This is a genomic window from Mesorhizobium sp. M0185 (genome assembly GCF_040322175.1).
GTDB lineage: Bacteria > Pseudomonadota > Alphaproteobacteria > Rhizobiales > Rhizobiaceae > Mesorhizobium.
In genome coordinates this window covers 31,053-50,877 of record NZ_JAMYSY010000017.1, presented here as the reverse complement: position 1 = coordinate 50,877, position 19,825 = coordinate 31,053, and the positions used below count along the sequence as shown (strand labels likewise).

The 19,825-nt window shown below is 60.4% G+C and carries 19 protein-coding genes; 10 read left to right on the top strand and 9 right to left on the bottom strand.

The window, feature by feature from the left end; translation table 11 throughout:
- Positions 1-45 precede the first annotated feature (45 nt).
- Positions 46-921 carry a MurR/RpiR family transcriptional regulator gene (locus NKJ20_RS15805; protein WP_352745159.1) on the bottom strand — a complete coding sequence of 292 codons (876 nt, stop codon included), beginning with the start codon at positions 919-921 and terminating at the stop codon, positions 46-48.
- A 197-nt stretch (positions 922-1,118) separates the two neighbouring features.
- On the opposite strand from NKJ20_RS15805, the gene NKJ20_RS15800 reads away from it, so the two are divergent.
- The 7 genes from NKJ20_RS15800 to NKJ20_RS15770 all read left to right on the top strand — a co-directional run bounded on the left by NKJ20_RS15800 (position 1,119) and on the right by NKJ20_RS15770 (position 7,227).
- A complete protein-coding gene (locus tag NKJ20_RS15800; RefSeq protein WP_126092905.1) occupies positions 1,119-1,301 on the top strand; it encodes a hypothetical protein in 183 nt (60 codons plus the stop codon).
- Positions 1,302-1,424: 123 nt separating this feature from the next.
- Positions 1,425-2,429, top strand: coding sequence for a SctD/MshK family protein (locus NKJ20_RS15795; protein WP_352745156.1), 1,005 nt, complete (start codon positions 1,425-1,427; stop codon positions 2,427-2,429).
- Positions 2,426-2,857 carry a hypothetical protein gene (locus tag NKJ20_RS15790; RefSeq protein ID WP_352449141.1) on the top strand — a complete coding sequence of 144 codons (432 nt, stop codon included), beginning with the start codon at positions 2,426-2,428 and terminating at the stop codon, positions 2,855-2,857. Before NKJ20_RS15795 ends, NKJ20_RS15790 begins: the two co-directional genes overlap by 4 nt.
- Before the next feature lie 25 nt (positions 2,858-2,882).
- Positions 2,883-3,194, top strand: coding sequence for a tetratricopeptide repeat protein (locus tag NKJ20_RS15785; RefSeq protein ID WP_352745154.1), 312 nt, complete (start codon positions 2,883-2,885; stop codon positions 3,192-3,194).
- 17 nt (positions 3,195-3,211) lie between these two features.
- Entirely contained in the window at positions 3,212-5,359 is a 2,148-nt protein-coding gene (sctV, locus tag NKJ20_RS15780) for a type III secretion system export apparatus subunit SctV (protein WP_352745151.1), read from the top strand.
- A 47-nt stretch (positions 5,360-5,406) separates the two neighbouring features.
- On the top strand, positions 5,407-6,765 hold the full coding sequence (locus tag NKJ20_RS15775; RefSeq protein WP_352454230.1) for a type II and III secretion system protein family protein: 1,359 nt from the start codon (positions 5,407-5,409) through the stop codon (positions 6,763-6,765).
- Positions 6,766-6,777: 12 nt separating this feature from the next.
- Complete coding sequence (locus NKJ20_RS15770) at positions 6,778-7,227, top strand: hypothetical protein (protein WP_352745149.1); 450 nt, start codon at positions 6,778-6,780, stop codon at positions 7,225-7,227.
- 83 nt (positions 7,228-7,310) lie between these two features.
- On the opposite strand, the gene NKJ20_RS15765 is transcribed toward NKJ20_RS15770, so the two are convergent.
- The gene (locus tag NKJ20_RS15765; protein ID WP_352449146.1) at positions 7,311-8,108 is read right to left on the bottom strand and encodes a tetratricopeptide repeat protein; all 798 of its coding nucleotides are present in this window, start codon (positions 8,106-8,108) and stop codon (positions 7,311-7,313) included.
- 90 nt (positions 8,109-8,198) lie between these two features.
- Between NKJ20_RS15765 and NKJ20_RS15760 the strand changes: the two genes are divergently transcribed.
- The gene (locus tag NKJ20_RS15760) at positions 8,199-9,239 is read left to right on the top strand and encodes an EscU/YscU/HrcU family type III secretion system export apparatus switch protein (RefSeq protein ID WP_352449147.1); all 1,041 of its coding nucleotides are present in this window, start codon (positions 8,199-8,201) and stop codon (positions 9,237-9,239) included.
- A gap of 207 nt (positions 9,240-9,446) precedes the next feature.
- Here the strand turns inward: NKJ20_RS15760 and NKJ20_RS15755 are convergent, their stop codons facing one another.
- The 6 genes from NKJ20_RS15755 to NKJ20_RS15730 all read right to left on the bottom strand — a co-directional run bounded on the left by NKJ20_RS15755 (position 9,447) and on the right by NKJ20_RS15730 (position 16,260).
- The gene (locus tag NKJ20_RS15755) at positions 9,447-11,075 is read right to left on the bottom strand and encodes an ABC transporter ATP-binding protein (RefSeq protein ID WP_352449148.1); all 1,629 of its coding nucleotides are present in this window, start codon (positions 11,073-11,075) and stop codon (positions 9,447-9,449) included.
- Entirely contained in the window at positions 11,065-11,949 is an 885-nt protein-coding gene (locus NKJ20_RS15750; protein WP_352449149.1) for an ABC transporter permease, read from the bottom strand. The genes NKJ20_RS15755 and NKJ20_RS15750 overlap by 11 nt, the downstream gene beginning before the upstream one ends.
- Entirely contained in the window at positions 11,946-12,992 is a 1,047-nt protein-coding gene (locus tag NKJ20_RS15745) for an ABC transporter permease (RefSeq protein WP_352449150.1), read from the bottom strand. Before NKJ20_RS15745 ends, NKJ20_RS15750 begins: the two co-directional genes overlap by 4 nt.
- 100 nt (positions 12,993-13,092) lie before the next feature.
- Entirely contained in the window at positions 13,093-14,700 is a 1,608-nt protein-coding gene (locus tag NKJ20_RS15740) for an ABC transporter substrate-binding protein (RefSeq protein ID WP_352745146.1), read from the bottom strand.
- Between the two features lie 112 nt (positions 14,701-14,812).
- Complete coding sequence (locus NKJ20_RS15735) at positions 14,813-15,166, bottom strand: Rieske (2Fe-2S) protein (RefSeq protein WP_352449152.1); 354 nt, start codon at positions 15,164-15,166, stop codon at positions 14,813-14,815.
- A gap of 11 nt (positions 15,167-15,177) precedes the next feature.
- Positions 15,178-16,260: an amidohydrolase family protein gene (locus tag NKJ20_RS15730; protein ID WP_352745144.1), complete on the bottom strand. Its 1,083-nt coding sequence runs from the start codon at positions 16,258-16,260 to the stop codon at positions 15,178-15,180.
- Positions 16,261-16,393: 133 nt separating this feature from the next.
- Here NKJ20_RS15730 and NKJ20_RS15725 point away from each other — a divergent pair, with 133 nt between their 5' ends.
- Together NKJ20_RS15725 and NKJ20_RS15720 are read left to right on the top strand one after the other, a co-directional pair.
- Positions 16,394-17,251, top strand: a complete 858-nt coding sequence (locus NKJ20_RS15725) for a LysR family transcriptional regulator (protein WP_352449154.1) — start codon at positions 16,394-16,396, stop codon at positions 17,249-17,251.
- A 91-nt stretch (positions 17,252-17,342) separates the two neighbouring features.
- Positions 17,343-18,419, top strand: a complete 1,077-nt coding sequence (locus NKJ20_RS15720; RefSeq protein WP_352745142.1) for an FAD-binding oxidoreductase — start codon at positions 17,343-17,345, stop codon at positions 18,417-18,419.
- A gap of 234 nt (positions 18,420-18,653) precedes the next feature.
- Here the strand turns inward: NKJ20_RS15720 and NKJ20_RS15715 are convergent, their stop codons facing one another.
- Positions 18,654-19,799 (bottom strand): LacI family DNA-binding transcriptional regulator, encoded by a 1,146-nt coding sequence (locus tag NKJ20_RS15715; RefSeq protein WP_352449156.1) that lies wholly within the window; start codon positions 19,797-19,799, stop codon positions 18,654-18,656.
- Positions 19,800-19,825: the final 26 nt, after the last annotated feature.

Genomic DNA, 19,825 nt, shown 5'->3' with positions numbered 1-19,825 from the left:
CAGCCTGGCTGCCGTCACGCCCGCCCGATCGCAACCTTTCGGATGTTATCGAGGGGGCTTCCAATAAATGCCGAAAGCAGCAAGCTGCTCTTCCGACTGTTTTACCCGTTCTGCGGCGTTCGTTTCAGACTGCGCTGCCGCCAGCGCCGCCAGAATCTCGACGGCGGCGAACGCCGGCGCCATGCTTCGGAAGAACGACTGCGAATTTGACGTAACGATAATTGTTTCCCGCGCGATCTGTGTCAGCGGCGACACGCTGCTGTCGGTGACCGCCACCACGCCGATGCCCTGCCGAGCCGACTGGCGCGCAACGTCGATCGTCGTGCGCTCGTAGGGCGATAGGCCCACCGCAAGAAGTACCGCGCCGCGTCCCGCGTGCTGGAGGGCATCCAGGCCCGGTCCGGCCATCTCGCCGACAAGCGTCACCTTGCAGTCGGTGCCAGCCAGCAAGGACATGATGTGAACGAAGTGGCTCGCGACCGGATAGGCGGCGCGCGAGCCGACAGCGAACAGATCGCGTGACCGGGCGAGCAGACCGGCTGCCGCGATGAACTGCATGGCGTTGCCGTATTCGCCAAGGCTTGAGATCTGGGCGGCGAGCGTGTCGGCAACGACGCCGGCAGTCGAATATCCCGGATCGCCATGCTGTCCGATACCCTGTCGCGCCGGCTCGCCCGCGATGGTCTCGCGCAGCGCGCGCGCATAAAGGCTGCGCATATCTTCGTAGCCTTCAAGGCCAATCCATCGCGCCAGCCGCATCATCGTGCTGTGCGAAACGCCGGCCTGGTGCGCCTGCTCGCGCATCGACATCAGTGCGACATCCTTGGGATGATCCAGCACGAAACGTGCGGCGACCCGCAACTGCGGTGGCATAGTCTCGAACCGTTCGACCAAAAGCTCGGCCAAAGGACCTTTTTCCATTCTGAAACCCCATTCACCCACCTGCCAAGGTACTCCTTGAACACAGGCGACGCAACAGTTGGAACCGAAGTGTCTCAAATATTCCAACTGGACTTTCATTTTCGGCCATGCTGCCTTAAGCTGCCTTCGCAACCCTCCGGACTGCAGCGATGTGAGTCCGGAGTTTGCAACTTGGATAGTCCCTCAAGGAGACAATGATGGCTGCTACCCCTCCCATTACCTCCGGCTCAGCAGGGTCGCCGGAACAGAACCTGGACAAGATGATCAAGCACCAGGAGCGCATGTTTGGCCTGGAGATCACGAAAGAGATCGCGAAATCCCAGCATGACATGCTGATGAGCACCGCCAGGACGCTCGGCCAGTCGGCTGAAAAGGCCTAAGGCGGCGGATTCCCGAACCATGCGCCGCCGCAAGCACCCGGCGGCGTACTTTGCACGGCGCAATTTTTTCAGCGCCGTCATCAGGCCGCATTTGAAATGGTCATCGGCGGGAGATGAAGTGGCATGACCGCTCGTCCTATCACCAAACATCTGGAACCAGCAGCGCCGGCGCGCCGACTCGGATCGATCATCGCCCCCTCTCCGGAAACCGGACATTCCATTGCGCTGAGCGTGACCCACGGATTTCACGCCGGCGCCGAAGTCAGTCTGGTCGAGCCACAATATACGATCGGCTCCAGCACTGAGTCGGACATTGTCCTGCGCGATGCCGGCATCGCACCGATTCACGCAAGGCTGCGGCGCAAGGGCAGCCAAGTTGAAATCGAAGCCGTCGGCGGCGATGTCACGTTGGCCACGGGCGAGACCATCCATGAGGGACATGGCAGCCGCTGCAGGCTGCCGCTCACCATAAGTGTTGGCGAGGCGCGCATCAAGCTGGTCAGCCTGCAACGCGTACCCAATCGATGGTCCTTTGCCAATCGCCCGCTGCTGGTCGCGAGCAGCGTTCTCTGTGCGGTTCTCGCAATTTCCGTCACCGCGAACGGGTTTTCTTTCGCCAAGCAAGAGATTGGCGCAAAGGCGTCCTCTCAAGACGGGCAACCAGTCAGAGTGGCTTTCGTCGGCCAGGCAGGGGAAAAAATCCTGGACGATTCATCGCCAGCGCAAATCCACACTGCCGCCGAAGCGGAAAGCCAGCTCAAGCTGCGCCTCGAGCAATCCGGCATAAGCACATTAACGGTTCTGCAATCGGAGGGACGCCTCGTGGTCTCGGGTATGATCCCGAATGACAAGAGTGATGTCTGGGCACAAACGCAATCCTGGTTCGATCAGTCGTTCGGCGCTTACCTTCCCCTCATCTCAAACGTCATGGTTGGCAATGCGCAGCAGGCCCCGCGCCTGAGGCTGCAGGCGATCTGGTATGGCGAGCGGCCCTACGTCATCGCAGCCGATGGGGCGCGCTATCACGAAGGTGCATTCACCGATGACGGCTGGGCCGTCAAACACATCGGCGAAACCGAACTTTTCCTGACCAAGGGCGGCGCCACGGTCGCGCTGAAATATCCGTGAACCGGCGGCTTGAAGCGGCACGATTCGACACGGCACGGGTTGACACGGCGGGCCGCGAGGGGCGGCAGGCGGAAGGTGTGCGGGGCCAGGCCATCAGCCGGCGGCGGATGAATGGGGTCGACAAAGCAGCAAACCGTGCTCAGGGGACGAAATCCGCCGCCGGTGCAGAAAGGCCGGAAACGGCGGAATTCCAGGCTTCTCAAGGTGCGGCCGGCGAGTCGCTCGACGAGATACTCGCCAATTTCGTCATGCCCAATATTCCCGAACCAGCCATCCTGCGTCGCTCCGTGCCTATTCTCCAGCATCTTGTAACGCACCTGGTCCCAAGCCTGGAGGGCGGGGAGCAACTCAAGACGCTCGCCAGAACGCTGATGGAGGATGAAATCGAGCGTCATCGCGATCTGCTTGGTCGCATGCAGGAAGGATAGAACTCTGACCGAGCCGCGTGACACCGTGCATCTTTTGCATGTCCTAGGCTATCTCTACGGGTGTCACGGGCAGGCAAAGCGGGGCGCGGCCTACCTGCTTATTGCTGCACAGCTCTCGCCGGGAAATGCCGGCATCCTCAGAACGTTGGCGCACCTTCTCATACTCGATGGCGAGGCGGAAAAGGCGCTTGCCACGATTGCCAGGCTGGAGACCTTGGAAGGAATGGATCACCCGGTGCTTACATTGCTGAAGAGCCGCGCCTTGCTCGTGGCGGGGCGCAAGACGGAGGCGCGCAGTGCCTTGCTTAACTTCCTGTCGCAACGAGGCGTCGGATGACCGTCTCGGAACGACTGATGCAATTTCTTGCCAGGCTGTCACGCCGCAGCGATCTGGTCATTGCCATCCTGATGCTCGTCGCGGTGGTGATGATGCTCATTCCATTGCCGACGTTTCTCGTCGACATTCTCATCACCGCAAACATCGCCATCAGCGTGCTTATCCTGCTGGCCTCGTTCTACGTTTCTCATCCACTCCAGTTTTCGTCACTGCCGTCGGTCATCCTCATCGCCACTTTGTTCCGGCTGGCGATCACGATCACGACCACGCGACTCATCCTGCTCCAGGCCGACGCAGGCGAGATCATTACCGCCTTCGGCACCTTCGTCGTCGGTGGCAGCATTGCGGTGGGCCTCGTCATCTTCCTGATCATCACTGTTGCGCAGTTCATCGTTGTTGCGCGGGGTGCCGAACGCGTCGCCGAGGTGGCCGCGCGCTTCACGCTCGATGCGCTACCGGGCAAGCAGATGAGCATCGATGCCGAGTTGCGCAACGGCGACATCGATCAGGCGGAGGCACGCCACCTGCGCCAGCAGCTGGAGCGCGAGAGCCAGCTGTTTGGCGCAATGGATGGCGCCATGAAATTCGTCAAGGGGGACGTGATCGCAGGCATTGTGATCATTCTGGTCAACCTGATCGGTGGTTTCGCAGTCGGTACGCTGCAGCACGATATGTCGATCGGCGACGCGGCTGCGACCTACACGCTGCTCACCGTGGGCGACGGCCTGGTGGCGCAGATACCTGCACTGCTCGTCGCTGTGGCCGCCGGCACAATGGTGACGCGCGTCGGCAGCGCGGACGGAACGGGCGATCTTGGCCGGCAAATAACCAGCCAGCTGCTGCGCGACTCCCGCGCGCTCGCGCTCGCCGCGGTGATCATGGTCGGCCTTGCCATGGTGCCAGGCTTCCCCTCCATCGCCTTCCTAGTCCTAGGTGCCTGCTGCGGAGCCGGCGCCTATGCAATCAATCGCCGCACCGCCCAGGAATCCGAGCCTCAAGACATCGGCCATATCGCCGCGCCTGCACAGCGGGGGAATTCCGCGTCGCTTTCGGCAATCTCCACCGCAACACTGTCTCCGTCCTACCGCGTCGTCGTGCGCTTCGGAACCGAGCTCGGACGCTTGGTCCCGGAGCTCGAATTTGCCGCGCTCGCCGACGGCGTGCGCCGCGACCTCTTCGGTGATCTCGGTGTCGACGTTCCGGCCATCGGTATGCAGGTCGACGAGATGCTTTCGCCACGAAGCGTCCGTGTCGATCTGGAAGGTGCGCCCATCTTGGATGCCGAAATTCGTGCCAACCGTGTTCTTGTCGAAGCGGACACGACGCATCTCGATCTGCTCGAAATACCCTACGAAAAAGGTTCTCCGATTGCCGGTCTGCGTAAATTCGAATGGGCCGATGACAGCTACCTGTCAGCACTGAAGGAAGCCGGGTTCGTCTTCTCAACGCCGGTGCAAATAGCGGCCAAATGGACCGGCCATGCACTTCGTCTTTATGCCGGCCATTTCGTCGGGATTCAGGAGACACGCAGGCTGCTCTCGGACATGGAACCGGATTATGCGGATCTGGTCAGGGAGGCGCAGGAGACCGTGCCGCTCCAGAAGATCGCGGAAGTGCTCCGCCGGCTCGTCGGGGAAAACGTCCCGATCCGCAATCTGCGCCTTATCCTCGAGGCACTCATCGAATGGGGCCAACGCGAACAGGACGTCCTCTTGCTGACGGAACATGTCCGCACATCCTTGAAGCGCCAGATCAGCTTCCGCTTCGCCGGCCGCAACAACATCATCGCGGCCTATGTGCTGCAGCGGTCGGCCGAAGACATCCTGCGAAACGCGGTGCAAAGCACGTCGACCGGCACCTTCCTGAATCTGTCGGACGATGATGCGCAGGCTTTGGTCACCGAAATCGAGCGAGCCCGGTCGCAGAACGCCACCGATGTTTCACCGGTCGTCCTCGCCGCGATGGATGTGCGCCGTCACATGCGCAGCCTGCTGGCACACAATGGCATCGAGCTTCCGGTCCTATCCTTCCAGGAACTCGCACACGAGTTCAATGTCCAGCCGCTGGCCACGATCGCCGGCCGCTCCGGCAAAGCCGGCGCGCGCGTCGTCTCCCATTCGCTCCCGTCGGCTCAGGCGAATGCCGCGCAGGAGGCGCCCTCCTGACGCCAGCCGGACGGATGGGGACATCGGGGATTCAGGAGAGAAATGGCATGACCATCCACAACACCGCGGCAGGCGTAGGATCAGCCGCTTTCGCCCGGCGGGCAGATTTAGGCCGGCTCGCTATCGCGACGATTGGCGTCCTGCTGGCGTTGTTGCTCACACTGGCCGATGCGACGGCACAGAACATATCAGCGTTGCCGAGCAAACCAACGGTCGGCTTGCCGGTCGGGCAAGGACGCTTATTGCGGTTCAATGAACCGGTCGAATCCGTGCTGATTGCCGACACCACGATCGCGGACCTTCAGGTCGTGTCGCCGAGCATGGTCTATGTGTTCGGCCTCAAACCCGGCCTGACCAACCTCATTGCGATCACGGCCGATGAACGGATCGAGGCAACGGCCCAGTTCCGCGTCACCCCCGATGTCACGCCTGCTACCGAGGCCAAGCAAGCAATGCAGCCGAGCTCGGCGACAAATCTCCACATTTTCGGGACCCGTATCGTTGCAACAGGCGAGGCGCGAGGCGTCGATGAGGCAACGGATCTGGACAATGTCGCCCGGACCTTCTCGCCACCGGAACAGCCGCCGCTGAACAACATGACCGTGCAGGGCTCACAGCAAGTCAACATTCGGGTTCGCTTCGCCGAGGTCTCGCGCACGGAACTGCAGTCCTACGGCGTCGACTGGTCCGTCGGCTACAGGAGCGGCGGCTTCGAATTCAACATGTTCCAGGACAACGGTGTGCCCTCGGGCAACGGGAATTTCGGTTTGAACATGGACCAGGCGCATGGCCTGAACTTCGACATTCTGATCGAAGCCCTGCAACGCAACGGCATCGTCAAGATACTGGCCGAACCGAACCTGACGGCCATGACCGGTCAGACGGCAAGCTTTCTCGCCGGTGGCGAAATTCCGGTTCCGATCCCGCAAGGAACCGACGTCGTCACCGTCCAATACAAGCCCTTCGGCGTGTCCCTCGGCTTCACCCCGACGCTGATCGGCCGCAATCGCATCGCGCTCCATGTCCAGCCGGAAGTCAGTTCTCTATCTGAGACCGGATCCGTAAGCGCCAACGGTTTCGCCATGCCGAGTTTCGTCGTGCGCAAGGCCGACACCACGGTCGAAGTGGCGAGCGGTCAGACATTTGCGATCGCCGGCCTTTTCCAGCAGCGGACTTCGCGCAATCTGGAAAAGTTTCCGGTGCTGGGCGATGTACCGGTGCTTGGCCCGCTTTTTCAATCACAGCGTTTCCAGCACGAAGAGACCGAACTGGTCATTTTGATTACGCCCTATCTGGTGGAACCGGTGCGCGACAGCCTCGCCACGCCGCTTGATCGTCCGGCAGCCAAGCACCGCAGCCGCAAGCACGCCAATGACGCATCGGCGACGGGTCTGATCATCAAGTAACGAGGACCGGATATGACATCCCCCATCGCATTTTTCTGCGTTGTTCCAGCGCTGGTTCTGGCCGGCTGCGCGAGCAGCCCGCAACAGCGGCAGGATTATTCGCCTGGCTACAACTATGTTTCGACGGATGCAGGCGGCTCCGAGAAAGGTGTCGGCGGCTCAGTTCTTGCTCCCGATGCCTGTCTGGCCGAGCCAGCCGACGACGACAACTCTGCTGTCAAGACGAATCTGACGATCGTCTCCGGCGTCGGCTCCCATCTGCCGCCCGGTTGCGCCAATGCCTTCAATCTTCAGCGGATGTCCGAAAGCCAGCGTGACCTCGTAGAAGGCCGCCGCATGGGCCCGGCGGCGGCGGCACCGACCGCGCGGGCGGCCCGTCGCTACCTCGATGGCGAGGAGGCTCCGATAGGCGGCGCCAACAGCGCGCCGTCGGTGCCGCAAACAACGCTCCCAGTCGAGTGAGCCGGCGCGGTATTCGCCCGCGTAGTGTCACCCTACGCGTCGCGCTTGGCGGAAGATCGCTTCAGGCCCTCCGGCCCGATTCGCTAGCCGAGGATGGAGCCGAGCGCCTTCGCTTTGGCCTGAGTGCTGCCCTTCAGCCGAATGGTTCTTGCGCGGGCAAGCAGGGTGGCCACCTCCTTGGTCGTCAGCCCGATTGGCGGCGAGGCCTTGACCTGGTCGGCCTGGCCAAGAAGCCCGTACACCACCACAATGTTGCGCTTGTGGTGCAATTGCGCATTGGGAGCGGCGGCAATTTTCTGCACCAGCGGCAGCGCCGCAGCGGAATTGTCTTCGAGGGCTGCCGCCAATGCCATGTTGGTCTCGACGTCAAGATCGCCCGGCGCGAGTCTCAACGCCTGGGCGAAAGTCTCCTGCGCCTGCCCTGTCTGCCCGGCGAAAGTCTGCGCAACGCCCAATCGGTTGTAGGCGCCGCTGGTGTTGACCAGCGGCGCTGCCTGCGCAAGCGCGCGCATGCCTGCATCGATATCGCCTACCTCCATCATCGCCGAGCCAAGCCCAAGCATTGCTCCCCCGTCATTGGGAGCTTTGGCCAGCGCGGCCCGATAAGCTTTGGCGGCATCGGCAGGATAGCCTGCCCGCATGTAAGCGTCGCCTGTCTTGACGAACGCGCTCGCCTTGGCGCCCGGCATTGCTGCGGCGCGCTGGTAGAGCGCGATGGCGGTATCACTTTCTCCGCGCGCATCAATATCGTCGGCAAGCTTGATCAGGCGCTCGGATTGAGACGATGGGCCCTGCGCCTTGGCCTGCACGGAGCCGGTTTGGGTCGTCTGGCAACCGCTCAGCGCCAGCGCGACGACGACTGGCATGAATACGACACGCAACCGCAAATCCACCTCTCCGTATTCAAGCCTGTCCCACCTTACACAGGGCATCGGCCGACTGGAACCACGATAGTGCGGTAAGATTGCAACATGGCCGAAGAAGCTGAGGAAAAGAAATTACCGGCGTCCGACAAGAAGCTTCGTGACGCCCGCCGCAAGGGCCAGGTTTCGCAAAGCCGCGACCTGGTATCCGGCTTCACTCTTTTCGCAGCGCTTGGCTATCTCTATTTTTGCTGGCCGCTGCTCTTCAAATATCTTTCGGAACTCGTGCAGACTGTGACGGTGCCCGGCGGCTCTTTCGAGGAGGTCAGCCTGCGTGCCATCCACCACTCGTTCTCATTGCTGATGCTTGCCACATTGCCGCTAGTCGGCATCGTTGTGGTTCTCACCGTAGCCTTCGGCATGCTGGCCACGTTCGGGCCGGTCTTCTCGTTCGAGCCGCTCAAGCCGCAGTTCGATCGCATAAACCCGGCGAAGGGCCTTCAGAAGATCCTGTCGCTCCGCAATGTCATCGAGTTCGCCAAGGGCCTCGTCAAGGTGGTGTTCCTGGCAAGCCTTTTCGTATTCATCCTGATCGCCTGGCTACAGCCTCTCTTCGATGCGCCAGGCTGTGGTCAGACATGCCTGGAGCCGACCATCAAGGCGGTGATGACACCTCTCGGGACTGCCGCCGCCCTGGCCTTTATCGTCATCGGCTTGATCGATGTTCCTATTCAGCGCTGGCTGTTCCTACGGGACATGCGCATGACAACAACCGAATACAAGCGCGAACACAAAGATCTCGAAGGCGATCCATTGATCCGCCGTGAACAGCAGCGACAGCGGCGCGAAGCAGTGATGCAGCCTGCGAAGCTAGGTGTGAAAAACGCGGTCATCGTCTTGGTGTCAGGCGACCGCGCCGTGGCCTTGCGCTACGTCAAGGGCGAAACGCCTGTGCCGACAATTGTCGGCAAGGGTCAGGGCCGTGCGGCCGAAGATATGATGGCTCAGGCGCGCGAGGCAGGTATCCCCATAGTCGAGGATGCCGTTACCGCCCAAGCGATCTTCGAAAATGCGAACATCGGGTCTTATATCGGCCAGCAGATGTTTTCCCCGGTCGTTCGCCACCTCGTCCGGCACGGGCTCACTTGAGCCAAAATCCTGCGATTGTCGTTCTATGCCAGTTTAGCCCTGTCGGCTGGTGGAAGCGAAGCGGAAGTCCGCTGGTCGCGCATCCGTCAGTGTCAAGGCGGCACGGCGGAAGACCGACCAGGCCGATTCAATGAGGGCGTTTCGGAGGACCTGTCATGCCGCCCGATCCGCAGCTTGCGTTCATTCGCGTTGAATAACAATGCGTCCTCAGCCCCGGCTGGCCAGCAGCCTTGTCAGCCAATCCGGATCCATTTCCGGCACGGAGGATAAAAGCCGTTCGGTATAGGGGGCATGCGGCGGCGTGAGAATTTCGCTCTTTAATCCCTGCTCAACGACTTTCCCCTGGTGCATGACCACAATCTCGTCGGCGATCGCCCGCACGGTGGCAATGTCATGGGTGATGAAAATGTAGCTCATGCCGAGCTCGCGCTGAAGCCGCATTAACAGCTTGAGGATTTCCTCCTGCACAATCTGGTCGAGCGCAGACGTGATTTCGTCGCAGATGATCAGTTCCGGATCGGCGGCCAACGCTCGGGCGATGCAAACGCGCTGCTTCTGGCCCCCCGACAGTTCGGCCGGCACACGATCCAAGTAAGTTTCGCTCATCTCGACCATGTGCATGAGTTCGCCGATCCGCCGATCCCGCTGCGCTCCCTTGAGGCCAAGATAGAATTCAAGCGGCCGAGCTATGACTTCTTCGACCGTCTGGCGCGGATTTAGCGCGTTGTCGGGCATTTGATAAATCATCTGTATGCGACGCAGAATCTCTTTTGGGCGGGTCTCCAGGGTCTTGGAAAGGGCCTGGCCGGCAAAGGAAATCGACCCCGAAAGCCGCGGCAACAGGCCGGTAACGACGCGAGCGAGCGTCGATTTCCCGGAACCGGATTCGCCGACCACAGCCACTGTTCGTCCACGTGGAACTTTGATGGAGACATCCTGGAGCACCTTGACCCTCCGCGCGTAAGCCGCGGTGACGTTGTCTATCGTAAGCAGATATTCATCGGCCGGAACTTCGGGCTTGGCGAGCTTGCGCACGGCCCAGAGCGTTTTGGTATATTCCTGGCTGGGCGAGGCGAGCATCTGGCGTGTTTCAGCCTCCTCCACGGTAAGTCCATCGCGCAAAACCATGATGCGGTCCGCCATTTGCGCCACCACCGCCAGATCATGCGTCACATAAATTGCAGCCGTGTTGAATTCCTCCACGACATTGCGAATGGAGGCGAGAACTTCGACCTGCGTCGTCACATCGAGCGCCGTCGTTGGCTCGTCGAAGACGATGAGGTCCGGACGACAGGCCATCGCCATCGCGGTCATTGCCCGTTGCAACTGTCCGCCGGAAACCTGATGAGGATAGCGAAAGCCGATGGTCTCCGGGTCTGGAAGCTGAAGACGCCGATAAAGATCGACGGCACTCCGGTTCGCTTTCTCTCGGCTGGCAATCCCATGCGCCACCACAGTTTCGACAGTCTGGTCGAGGAGCCGGTGGGCCGGATTGAAAGAGGCCGCGGCGCTTTGTGCGACATAGGCGATACGGGAGCCTCTGAGGCGACGCCGCCCTGTTTCGCTGAGTGCCAGAAGATCGAGCCCGTCGAACAGGATCGAGCCCTGTGTGATACGGCAGCCCGGCTTGGCGTAACCCATCGCGGCGAGGCCAATGGTGGATTTGCCGGCGCCTGACTCGCCGATCAGGCCAAGAACCTCCCCCCGCTTCAGCGCCAGATCGACCCCGCGGACAATGGGATGCCATCGCTCGTCCGAGAAGCCCTCCACATGGAGATTGCGGATCTGAAGTAGATCCTTACCTTTTTCGCGCGAGGCCGGACCGCTACCTTTCATCCCGCAACCCGCTTGTTGCGTGCAGGAACCAGTCGACGACGAAATTCACGGATACCGTGAGGAGGGCAATCGCGCCGGCCGGCAGCAGCGGCGTGACATCGCCGTAGGTGATCAGGGTTGCATTCTCGCGCACCATCGATCCCCAATCGGCGGTCGGCGGCTGAATGCCGACGCCCAGGAAGGACAGTGCCGCGATCGTGAGGAATACGAAGCAAAATCGCAAGCCGAACTCCGCGACCAGCGGCGGCATGACATTGGGAAGGATTTCCTTGGCGATGATCCATTTCGGGCCTTCGCCGCGCAATCGCGCCACCTCGACATATTCCATCACTGCTACGTTAAGCCCGACGGCGCGTGCGAGCCGAAAGACGCGGGTGGAATCGAGCAGCGCAATGATGATTATCAGGCTGGTGATCGACGACCCGAAGATCGAAAGCAGCACCAGGGCGAAGATCAGGCTTGGGATCGACATCAACACGTCCACCGCACGCGACAGTATCTGGTCGAGCCATCCCCTGTACAATGCGGCAAGAAGGCCGAGCGAGACGCCGACGGCGAAGGACAGCAGTGTGGTCGCGACGGCGATACCGATGGTGTTGCGCGCACCGTAAATCAAGCGTGTGAGCATATCGCGGCCGAGCTGGTCGGTTCCCAGTTTGAACTGCTGGCTCCACGGTGCGAAGGCTTCGCTGAAGACCTGCGTTTCGCCGTATGGGGCGATCCAGTGCGCGAACACCGCAACGATGACATAGCCGATGATGACGAGGATGCCGAACCAGGCACTGAAGGGTGCCTTCTTCAGCGCCGTTTTGGCCCGGGTGGCGCGCGAGCGCCTCAGCCTGTGAACCTGAGCGATGGGTTCGTAGCTGGTCATCGTGGATGCAAGAGCCTTGGATTGGTGGCGATCGAAATGATGTCGGCAGTCAGATTGAGCAGGATGTAGGTCGCCGCGAAAATCAGGGCGCAGGCCTGGACAACCGGAACATCCCTGGATTTGACCGCATCAACCATCAGCTGACCGATGCCGGGATAGACGAACACCACTTCGACAACGACCACTCCGACGACCAGATAAGCAAGATTGAACGCCACCACCGTGACGATCGGAGCCCATGCGTTGGGCAAGGCATGCCTGAGTACGATGGCCATGGGCGACATTCCCTTCAGCCGCGCCATGTCGATATAGGGGCTTGCCAGCATGTTGATGATCGCCGCTCGTGTCATGCGCATCATGTGGGCGACGATGACGAGCGTAAGCGTGGTTGCCGGCAAAGCTACTCTCCAGACGTGATTCCAGAACGGCGTCTGGTCGTTCACGTTGGACAAGGTCGGGAACTTGGGAACTGCGTTGAGTATCCAGTTCAGTGACACTGCGAGCCAGTGCGGCAGGGATTGTGCGAACTCGGATCCGATGAACGTGTCGCGCGAGATGACCAGGTAGGCAAGCATATAGGCGACGAAAAACTCCGGGAACGAAATGGTTGTCAGCGTCACTGCGTTCACCAGCCGGTCGAACCAGCCATTGCGGTAGAGCGCAGCGAGGATGCCAAGTCCCAGGGCCAGCGGAACTGCGATCAGCGCGGTCATCGACGCGAGGAACATCGTATTGTAGAGGCGCGGCGCGATGATCTCGGCCACGGTGCGCCGATACCCGGTGCGGCTCGCGAACGAAGAGCCGAAATCCCCGTGGAGCATCTGCCCGACCCAGACGAAGTAGCGCTCGACAGGCGGACGGTCGATGCCAATTTCTCGCTGGAAGGCGGCGACCGTTTCGGGTGTCGCGGATTGTCCGAGCGTCGCCTTGGCGAAGTCGCCCGGCAGCATTGCGATCGCAGAGAAGATAATGATGGAGACGATGAACAGCGTGACCAGGCCGAGGCCAAGGCGCTGCAGAACCGTTCTTGCGACGGGGTTCATGGGTACGCGTTTCTCGTTGCTGCCGCCGCCCTGCCACACCAGTCAGGGCACGCGGTTGCAAGCCGGAGCCTGGTAGCGATCGCGGGCCCGGCCCGCACTCTCACGCAGTGGCGATCCACCAGCGTTCGGCCATCTTCAGTCCATCGTTCTCCCAGTTCGGCGCCACCTCGCCATGTGCGAGCTTATTGGATTTGGCGCTGACGAAATTGTTGAAGACCAGCACGATGCTGCCGCCATCATCATGGGTCAGTTGCTGCATCTCGGCATACATTGCCGACCGCTTGGCCTCGTCCGTCTCGGCGCGCGCCTGGACAAGCAACTCGTTGAAGCGGGGATTTTTCCAGAACGACTCGTTCCAGCTGGAGTCTGCGGCGAAGGCTTGTGTGAACATCCAGTCGGCGGGCGCGCGACCGCTCCAATAGGAAGCGCACCACGGTTTCTTGAGCCAGACATTATCCCAATAGGCGTCCTCGGCCTCACGCACGACGTTTACGTCGATGCCGCACTGGGCTGCCGTCTCGCGGATGAGCGCAGCCGCGTCCACAGCGCCTGCAAAAGCGGCATCGGCGACCGAGAGATCCACCTTCAGTTTTTCCATTCCGGCCTTTTTCAGATAATGCTTGGCTTTTTCCGGATCGAAACTGTGTTGCGGCTGGGGGTTCGTAGCGAACTTGATCGCCGGCGCGATTGGGTTGTCGTTGGCAACAGTGGCGTGGCCGAGAAAAATCTTGTCGACGATCTCCTGACGGTTGATCGCCCATTTCAAGGCCATTCGGACGTCCGGATTGTCGAACGGCGCCATCGTGACATTCATCGGCAAGGTATAGTGGCCATAGCCGGTGACCTCGACGATCTCCACCTTGGGATTGCGTTTCAACATGCCGAGGGTCTTGAGGTCGGCGCGGCCAATATAGTCCACCTCCCCTGTCGATAACGCGGCCATGCGAGCGGCGAGATCGGTGATGGCGATGAACTCCACCTCGTCGAGATAGGGTTTGCCGTTCTTGAAGTAGTTCGGATTGCGCTTGAGCTTGGCCGAAACTCCGGGCTGGAAGTTCTCAAGCGCGAAAGCACCGGTGCGAACGCCTGATCCCCAATCCGCATTGCCATCCTTGGCCGGCATGATGACCAGATGGTAGTCACTCATGATGTAGGGGAAATCGGCGTTGCCGCTCTTGAGCGTGAAGACAACCGTTTCCGGGCCATCCGCCTTGATGCTGGCTACGGGTTCAAGCAGCGGCTTCGCCGCCGATTTGGTTTCGTCGCCCATATGATAGCGCAGCGAAGTCACGACGTCGTCCGCCGTGACATTCTTGCCGTTGTGGAAGGTTGCGCCCTTGCGCAGCTTGAAGACCCAGGTTTTGGCCCCGTCCGATGATTCAAAGCTCTCGGCCAGGTCCGGTTGGACGTTGCCTTTGGCGTCGACCTCGGTGAGGCTGTTGGACATCGAGCCCGAGAACGCGGTTTGTGTGAACGTATCCGGGTAGCCGGCCGGATCGATCGAATCCGTTGTTGCGCCATGTGCCATGCCGAGCTTGGCGAAGCCGCCCTGCAGCGGTTCGGCCCGTGCCGTACTGACGAAGAGCTTGTTCGCAGCTGCGACGCTCAGCCCCGCGGCCAGTCCAAGATGAATGAAGTCGCGACGAGAAATCTTGCCGCGACCAATCAGGCTTTGAGCGATACCAAGCTTGTATTCAGATTCTGACATTTGACTCTCCCATTGCGGATTTTCCGCGTTATTGTTCGTCAAGCACCTGTGAAGAAATCTGCTCGTCAGCCGCGATCACCCTTTCTTCTGACCACTCAAATCCGCACCTCGATCAGGCTGTCACATAGATGCTGCCCGCCTCGACGGTGACTGGAAATGTGCGCGCGCGAACGGACGGATCGACCAGGGCCGCGCCTGATTTGATGTCGAATTCCCAGCCATGCCAGGCGCAGCGCACGATCTCGTTTTCGCGGTGATAGATGAATTGCGCCCCTTCGACCGGTGCAGTTGTTCCGCATTGCGGCCCCTCGCAAAGCGGAGCGCCGCGGTGCGGACAAACATTCAGCAGGGCGTGGAATGAATCTCCGATGCGGAAAACCCCGACCGAAAGGCTGCGGATCTTAGCGATGAAGGGAGATCCGGTTTCGATCTCGTCGACGCGGCAGATGTATGTCTTCTCGGGCATCGTCTGCTTCCTCAGGCGGCATTCGCCGCTTGCGCGCGGGGAATGCGTTTGTAGACCTCCAACGCATTCAGCCCCATGATCTTGCTCTTCCAGGCGGGAGGGATTTGCAGCGTGTTGGCATCGTCATAGTCCCAATGCGGATAATCGGAGGCAAACATCAGCGTATTTTCGCCGTCCATCGCCTCGAGAGTGGACCAGAGATGCTGAATGTTTGCGGGCTGCTCCAGCGGCTGCGTGGAAAAGCGGATGTTGCGCCGGCAATATTCCGACGGCAGCATCTTCAGCCATGGCGTCTCTTTGCGCAGCGCTTTGTAATCCGCATCCAGGCGCCACAATACCGACGGCACCCAGGCCACGCCGCATTCGACGACGACGAAGTAGAGGTCCGGCCATTTTTCGAAGACGCCATGCGCAATCATGCTTGCGACATGTGAAATCGCCGACATGTGCAGGATGGCGTGCGTCTCCCAGAAGAACGTCGTTGGGGCAGGAGCAATCGCGGTCGAGTTCACGCCGCCATGGCCGCCCAGATGAATGGCAAAGGGCAGCCCGACCTCGGCGCAAGCCTCATAAATTGGATGGTAAAACGGATCGCCATAGGGCTTGACGGAGCCTTGCGAGGCAAGAACCTGAACCATCCGCGGATGATTGCCCAAGCGGCGTATCTCGGTGGCCGCGAGCTTCGGATCCTGTGGCGCAATGATGATCGAGCCCACGAAGCGATCGTCCTTCGGCAGCCAGTGGTCGATCTGGTAGTCATTGTAGGCGCTGACGAGAGCGCTGGCATAATAGGGGTTGGCGAGGGTAGACGCCTCGATCGGCTCATCGCCGGTCAGGATCGCCACGTCGACCTTGTACTTGTCGAGGTGTTTTTCCTTCATGATGAGATAGTTGTCGGCTTCAGTTTTCGGACGGACGTCCTTGCGGGAGAAGTCCTGCGGATGAAACCAGGGACGATGGCCATGCGGGAAGGCGCCAACGGGACCTGTCTTCTCGCCTTCGACGAACATGTCCTTCCACAGGCCGGAAAGGTAGGGCTCCAGTACAGTGGCGCTTGACCAGTAATTGTGACAATCGCAGTCGACTATGAACACGTTGCTCAGCTCCGTAGCTTCAGCCTGGTCGATCTGCCGGCCGATTTCACCGCGTGAAGCTTCCGCCTTGAGTATTGTTTGATCAAGCTTATGATCCAGCGCAATATGATCGACTTTTTCGATTGGAGGTAACGTGCAGCTAGATCACATCGAAACCTTTCTCGACATCATCGAGTCGCGAAACTTCAATCGCACCGCCGATCGGCTGGGATTGACCCAGTCGACGATCAGCACCCGGATCAAGAATCTGGAGAGCGCGATCGGGTCCGAGCTCTTCCAGCGCGGGCGCGCCGGTGCTGAGCCCACAGCCGCCGGACGGCGGTTCGAAGCTTACGCCAGGTCCCTGCTGTCGACCTGGTCGCAAGCTCGACACGACGTGCGAGCGTTCAACCGGTTCGAGGGCACCTTGCGCATCGCCGCACAGGTAGGCATGACCCGCTCGGTTCTGCCGGGATGGGTCGAGACACTGTGCCAGGCCCTTCCAAAATCCTCGATCCATGTCGAGTCGGATTATTCGAACCAGATGGTCAGCGACCTAAGCATGGGAAATCTCGATATCGCCGTGCTTTATGCACCTCGTTACCTGCCTGAGATCGCCTACGAACATCTGATGGTCGAGGAATATGTAATGGTTTCGACGGCTGCCAGAACGCTGCCCGACGTCGACCCTGAAACCTACATTCGCCCGGGCTACACCGCCGTGCTGGAAAAGACGCACGCAGAGCTGCTGGCCGAGTTGGCGATCTGTCGGCTTTCGACGGGATCGGAAACTCTGGCGGAGATCATGCTCCGACGAACGGGCGGCACCTGCTATATGCGTAGCGACGATGCGCGCAGGTTCACTGCTGAACTCCCATCGTTTCTCGTCGAGGGAGCGCCGACGCTGCACCAGCCAGTCCACACCGCGATACTCGCGCGCCGCAAACATGAACCAATTATTCGCAAAGGCATCCGAGCTCTCCAGGTTGCTGTGATGTCACTGGAAGTCTAATCGAAATTACCGATCATAAAGGCAGGATTGCGCGGCTGTTCAGCGGGGTTTGAAGTGGCATCTTGGCTCGACTTCAAACCCGAGTTGACTGATGAATGCATACGCGGCCTTTGCAGCCTCCGGCTTCGTCCCAACAAAGCGTCACCGGCATTGGGCACAGACCACACCGCAGCTTGTGCTCTGCCGGCGCGTGATCGACGAAACGCACGATGTGAAAACATTCGTTCTCACACCCACTTCAGATCGGATGTTCTGCTTCAGCGCTGGCCAGTATGTTCTGGTGCACCTTAGGATCAACGGTGCCGCGGTGACGCGCTCCTACTCCGTTTCGTCACCGCCGACGCGACCGCTCGACCTTCAGATTACCGTGAAACGGACGCCGGGCGGGCTCGTTTCGAATTGGCTCCATGACAATTTCAGGCCAGGCGATGGGATCGAAATCGAAGGCCCGCTCGGCTCGTTCAATCTCGACGATCTGCCGCATGCAAAGTCCCTCTTCCTCTCAGGTGGCAGCGGGATAACTCCCGTCATGTCAATGCTGCGGGCATTTACCGACCGCGCAGCCGACCAGGAGATCCACTTCATTCATAGTGCGAGAACGCTGGACGACATCATTTTTCGGCTCGAACTGGACGCACTTGCCGCTCGCTTTCCCAATGTTCATGTGACTTGCATTTGCAGTCACGGAGACCCGGCCTGGACGGGTCCAACCGGGCGAATTAACAGTGAGATGCTCGTGACCTTGGTTCCCGATCTCCACAGCCGCACGATTTTTGCCTGTGGGCCGGAATCCTACATGAAGGCTGCACGCAGCTGCCTCGATGCAATCGGGCTCGCCCCTTCACAGTATCATGAGGAGAGCTTCGGGGGCGGCAACATTTCGCGTTCGCTATCGGACTCAAAGGTTTCGTCTTCGGTCCGCTTCGCCCGCTCCGGCCTTGCATATCACTGCGCGCCCGGAGAGACCCTGCTGGAAGCGGCGCGCCAATGTGGCGTCTATGTCCCAACCGCTTGCCAGCAGGGAGTTTGCGGTACGTGCCGGATCGCCAAGCTGTCCGGCGAAGTCGTCATGGATGACCTAGGCGGACTGACCTTGGAGGACAAATCGGCAGGCTACGTCCTGGCGTGCTGCAGCCGCCCACAAGGCGACATTTTGCTTGATCTCTAATTCTACCCATCGCGGAACGAAATCGGGCAGCCTATGCGTTCAACGACCGAGCCATACTACTGCGACCGCAAGTGATTAGGTTTCGGAACCCGGATGGGCTCGCCCGATTTCTGGCGCAGCTCACGCTGGGCATCGCAAGCGACAAAAGTCCTACCCAGCAATACGCTTGAGCTATCATTCAGCCGTTGCATGGGATCGACCTCGGCACAAAGAGGCGCGGCAATTCGGCTCCAGCTACACCGTCGCGGCCGGATCAGGGGCGTTGCGGTTGAGATGAACCGCAATCGAATTACGGTTCACCAGGCGACCCGCGAGGACACGGTGTTCAAACGGTGCGGTGTCGCCAGCCAGCCTCTTCAAGAGAAGCTCGGCTGCCGTCGCCCCGATCAGATGCGCCGGCTGCGCGATGGCTGTGATACCTTGGGCCACGAACTGCATCCAGTCGAGATCGTCGAAGCAAAGCAGCGAAACCTCTCCCGGAATCGCAAGCTTCAGTGCGGATGTCGCCTCCAGAACGCCTGTCGACATCACACCGTCCGCGGTAAACAGGGCGGACGGCGCATTGCGCATTGTCAGTAGATCGAGTGCCTCCTTTCGTGCTGCCTCGCTGGAATAGACCGCCACGCGGCGGATCAACTGCGGATCCGGCGAAATGCCCGCAGCGCGATGGGCTTCGAGATAACCCAACAATCGTTGCCAGCTTGGATGATGGTAGCGAACGTCGGAGCTGGAGAGATCAGCGTTCGTCACAAAGGAGCCAACATCATCGCGTTGGTCCGGCCCGAGTTCCGCCAATATTCCGATGCGGCTGTGTCCGGCGGCGATGATCGCCGCTATGCTGCTACGCGTTACAGAAACGTTATCGACCACGACCGAATCGGTTTCCATGCCCGCCACGATGCGATCGAACTGCACGACGGGACAGCCGGCCGCGACTGCGTCACGAAGATGATCCGGCTTGTCCAAGAAGGTCGATGAGACGACTAAACCATCGACCTGCTTTTCCAACAGCAGCTGCACCGCCTCTCGCTCGAGTTCGGCATTTTCGTCACTATTCGTAACGATAACCCCGAAGCCGCCACGGCGCGCGACGTCCCCTATTCCGCGCAGCACGCTTGCATAGAATGGGCTTTCGATGTCGCCCACGACAACGCCGATAGTCTGGGTCTTACCGGTGATCAGACCTTTGGCCAGGCGATTGGGTCGATAACCCAGCGCAGATGCTGCGGCGCGCACCTTCTCCTGAACCTCGGGGCTGCTGTAGCCGTAGTCACCAAGCACGCGCCCAGCCGTGGCAGAGCTCACTCCAGCCCGGCGAGCGACTTCGATGATAGTTGCGTTTTTGGATCTTTGAGTCACCCAGCAAGTCCCGCCGACCATGCAACGTCGTGGCGACGAACTAGCGG

Bases quoted from the DNA above. Each gene is read 5' to 3' on its own strand.
- NKJ20_RS15805 (WP_352745159.1), bottom strand. From the start codon at position 921: ATGGAAAAAGGTCCTTTGGCCGAGCTTTTGGTCGAACGGTTCGAGACT.
- NKJ20_RS15800 (WP_126092905.1), top strand. From the start codon at position 1,119: ATGGCTGCTACCCCTCCCATTACCTCCGGCTCAGCAGGGTCGCCGGAA.
- NKJ20_RS15795 (WP_352745156.1), top strand. From the start codon at position 1,425: ATGACCGCTCGTCCTATCACCAAACATCTGGAACCAGCAGCGCCGGCG.
- sctV (WP_352745151.1), top strand. From the start codon at position 3,212: ATGCAATTTCTTGCCAGGCTGTCACGCCGCAGCGATCTGGTCATTGCC.
- NKJ20_RS15775 (WP_352454230.1), top strand. From the start codon at position 5,407: ATGACCATCCACAACACCGCGGCAGGCGTAGGATCAGCCGCTTTCGCC.
- NKJ20_RS15770 (WP_352745149.1), top strand. From the start codon at position 6,778: ATGACATCCCCCATCGCATTTTTCTGCGTTGTTCCAGCGCTGGTTCTG.
- NKJ20_RS15760 (WP_352449147.1), top strand. From the start codon at position 8,199: ATGGCCGAAGAAGCTGAGGAAAAGAAATTACCGGCGTCCGACAAGAAG.
- NKJ20_RS15755 (WP_352449148.1), bottom strand. From the start codon at position 11,075: ATGAAAGGTAGCGGTCCGGCCTCGCGCGAAAAAGGTAAGGATCTACTT.
- NKJ20_RS15750 (WP_352449149.1), bottom strand. From the start codon at position 11,949: ATGACCAGCTACGAACCCATCGCTCAGGTTCACAGGCTGAGGCGCTCG.
- NKJ20_RS15745 (WP_352449150.1), bottom strand. From the start codon at position 12,992: ATGAACCCCGTCGCAAGAACGGTTCTGCAGCGCCTTGGCCTCGGCCTG.
- NKJ20_RS15740 (WP_352745146.1), bottom strand. From the start codon at position 14,700: ATGTCAGAATCTGAATACAAGCTTGGTATCGCTCAAAGCCTGATTGGT.
- NKJ20_RS15735 (WP_352449152.1), bottom strand. From the start codon at position 15,166: ATGCCCGAGAAGACATACATCTGCCGCGTCGACGAGATCGAAACCGGA.
- NKJ20_RS15720 (WP_352745142.1), top strand. From the start codon at position 17,343: ATGAATGCATACGCGGCCTTTGCAGCCTCCGGCTTCGTCCCAACAAAG.
- NKJ20_RS15715 (WP_352449156.1), bottom strand. From the start codon at position 19,799: ATGGTCGGCGGGACTTGCTGGGTGACTCAAAGATCCAAAAACGCAACT.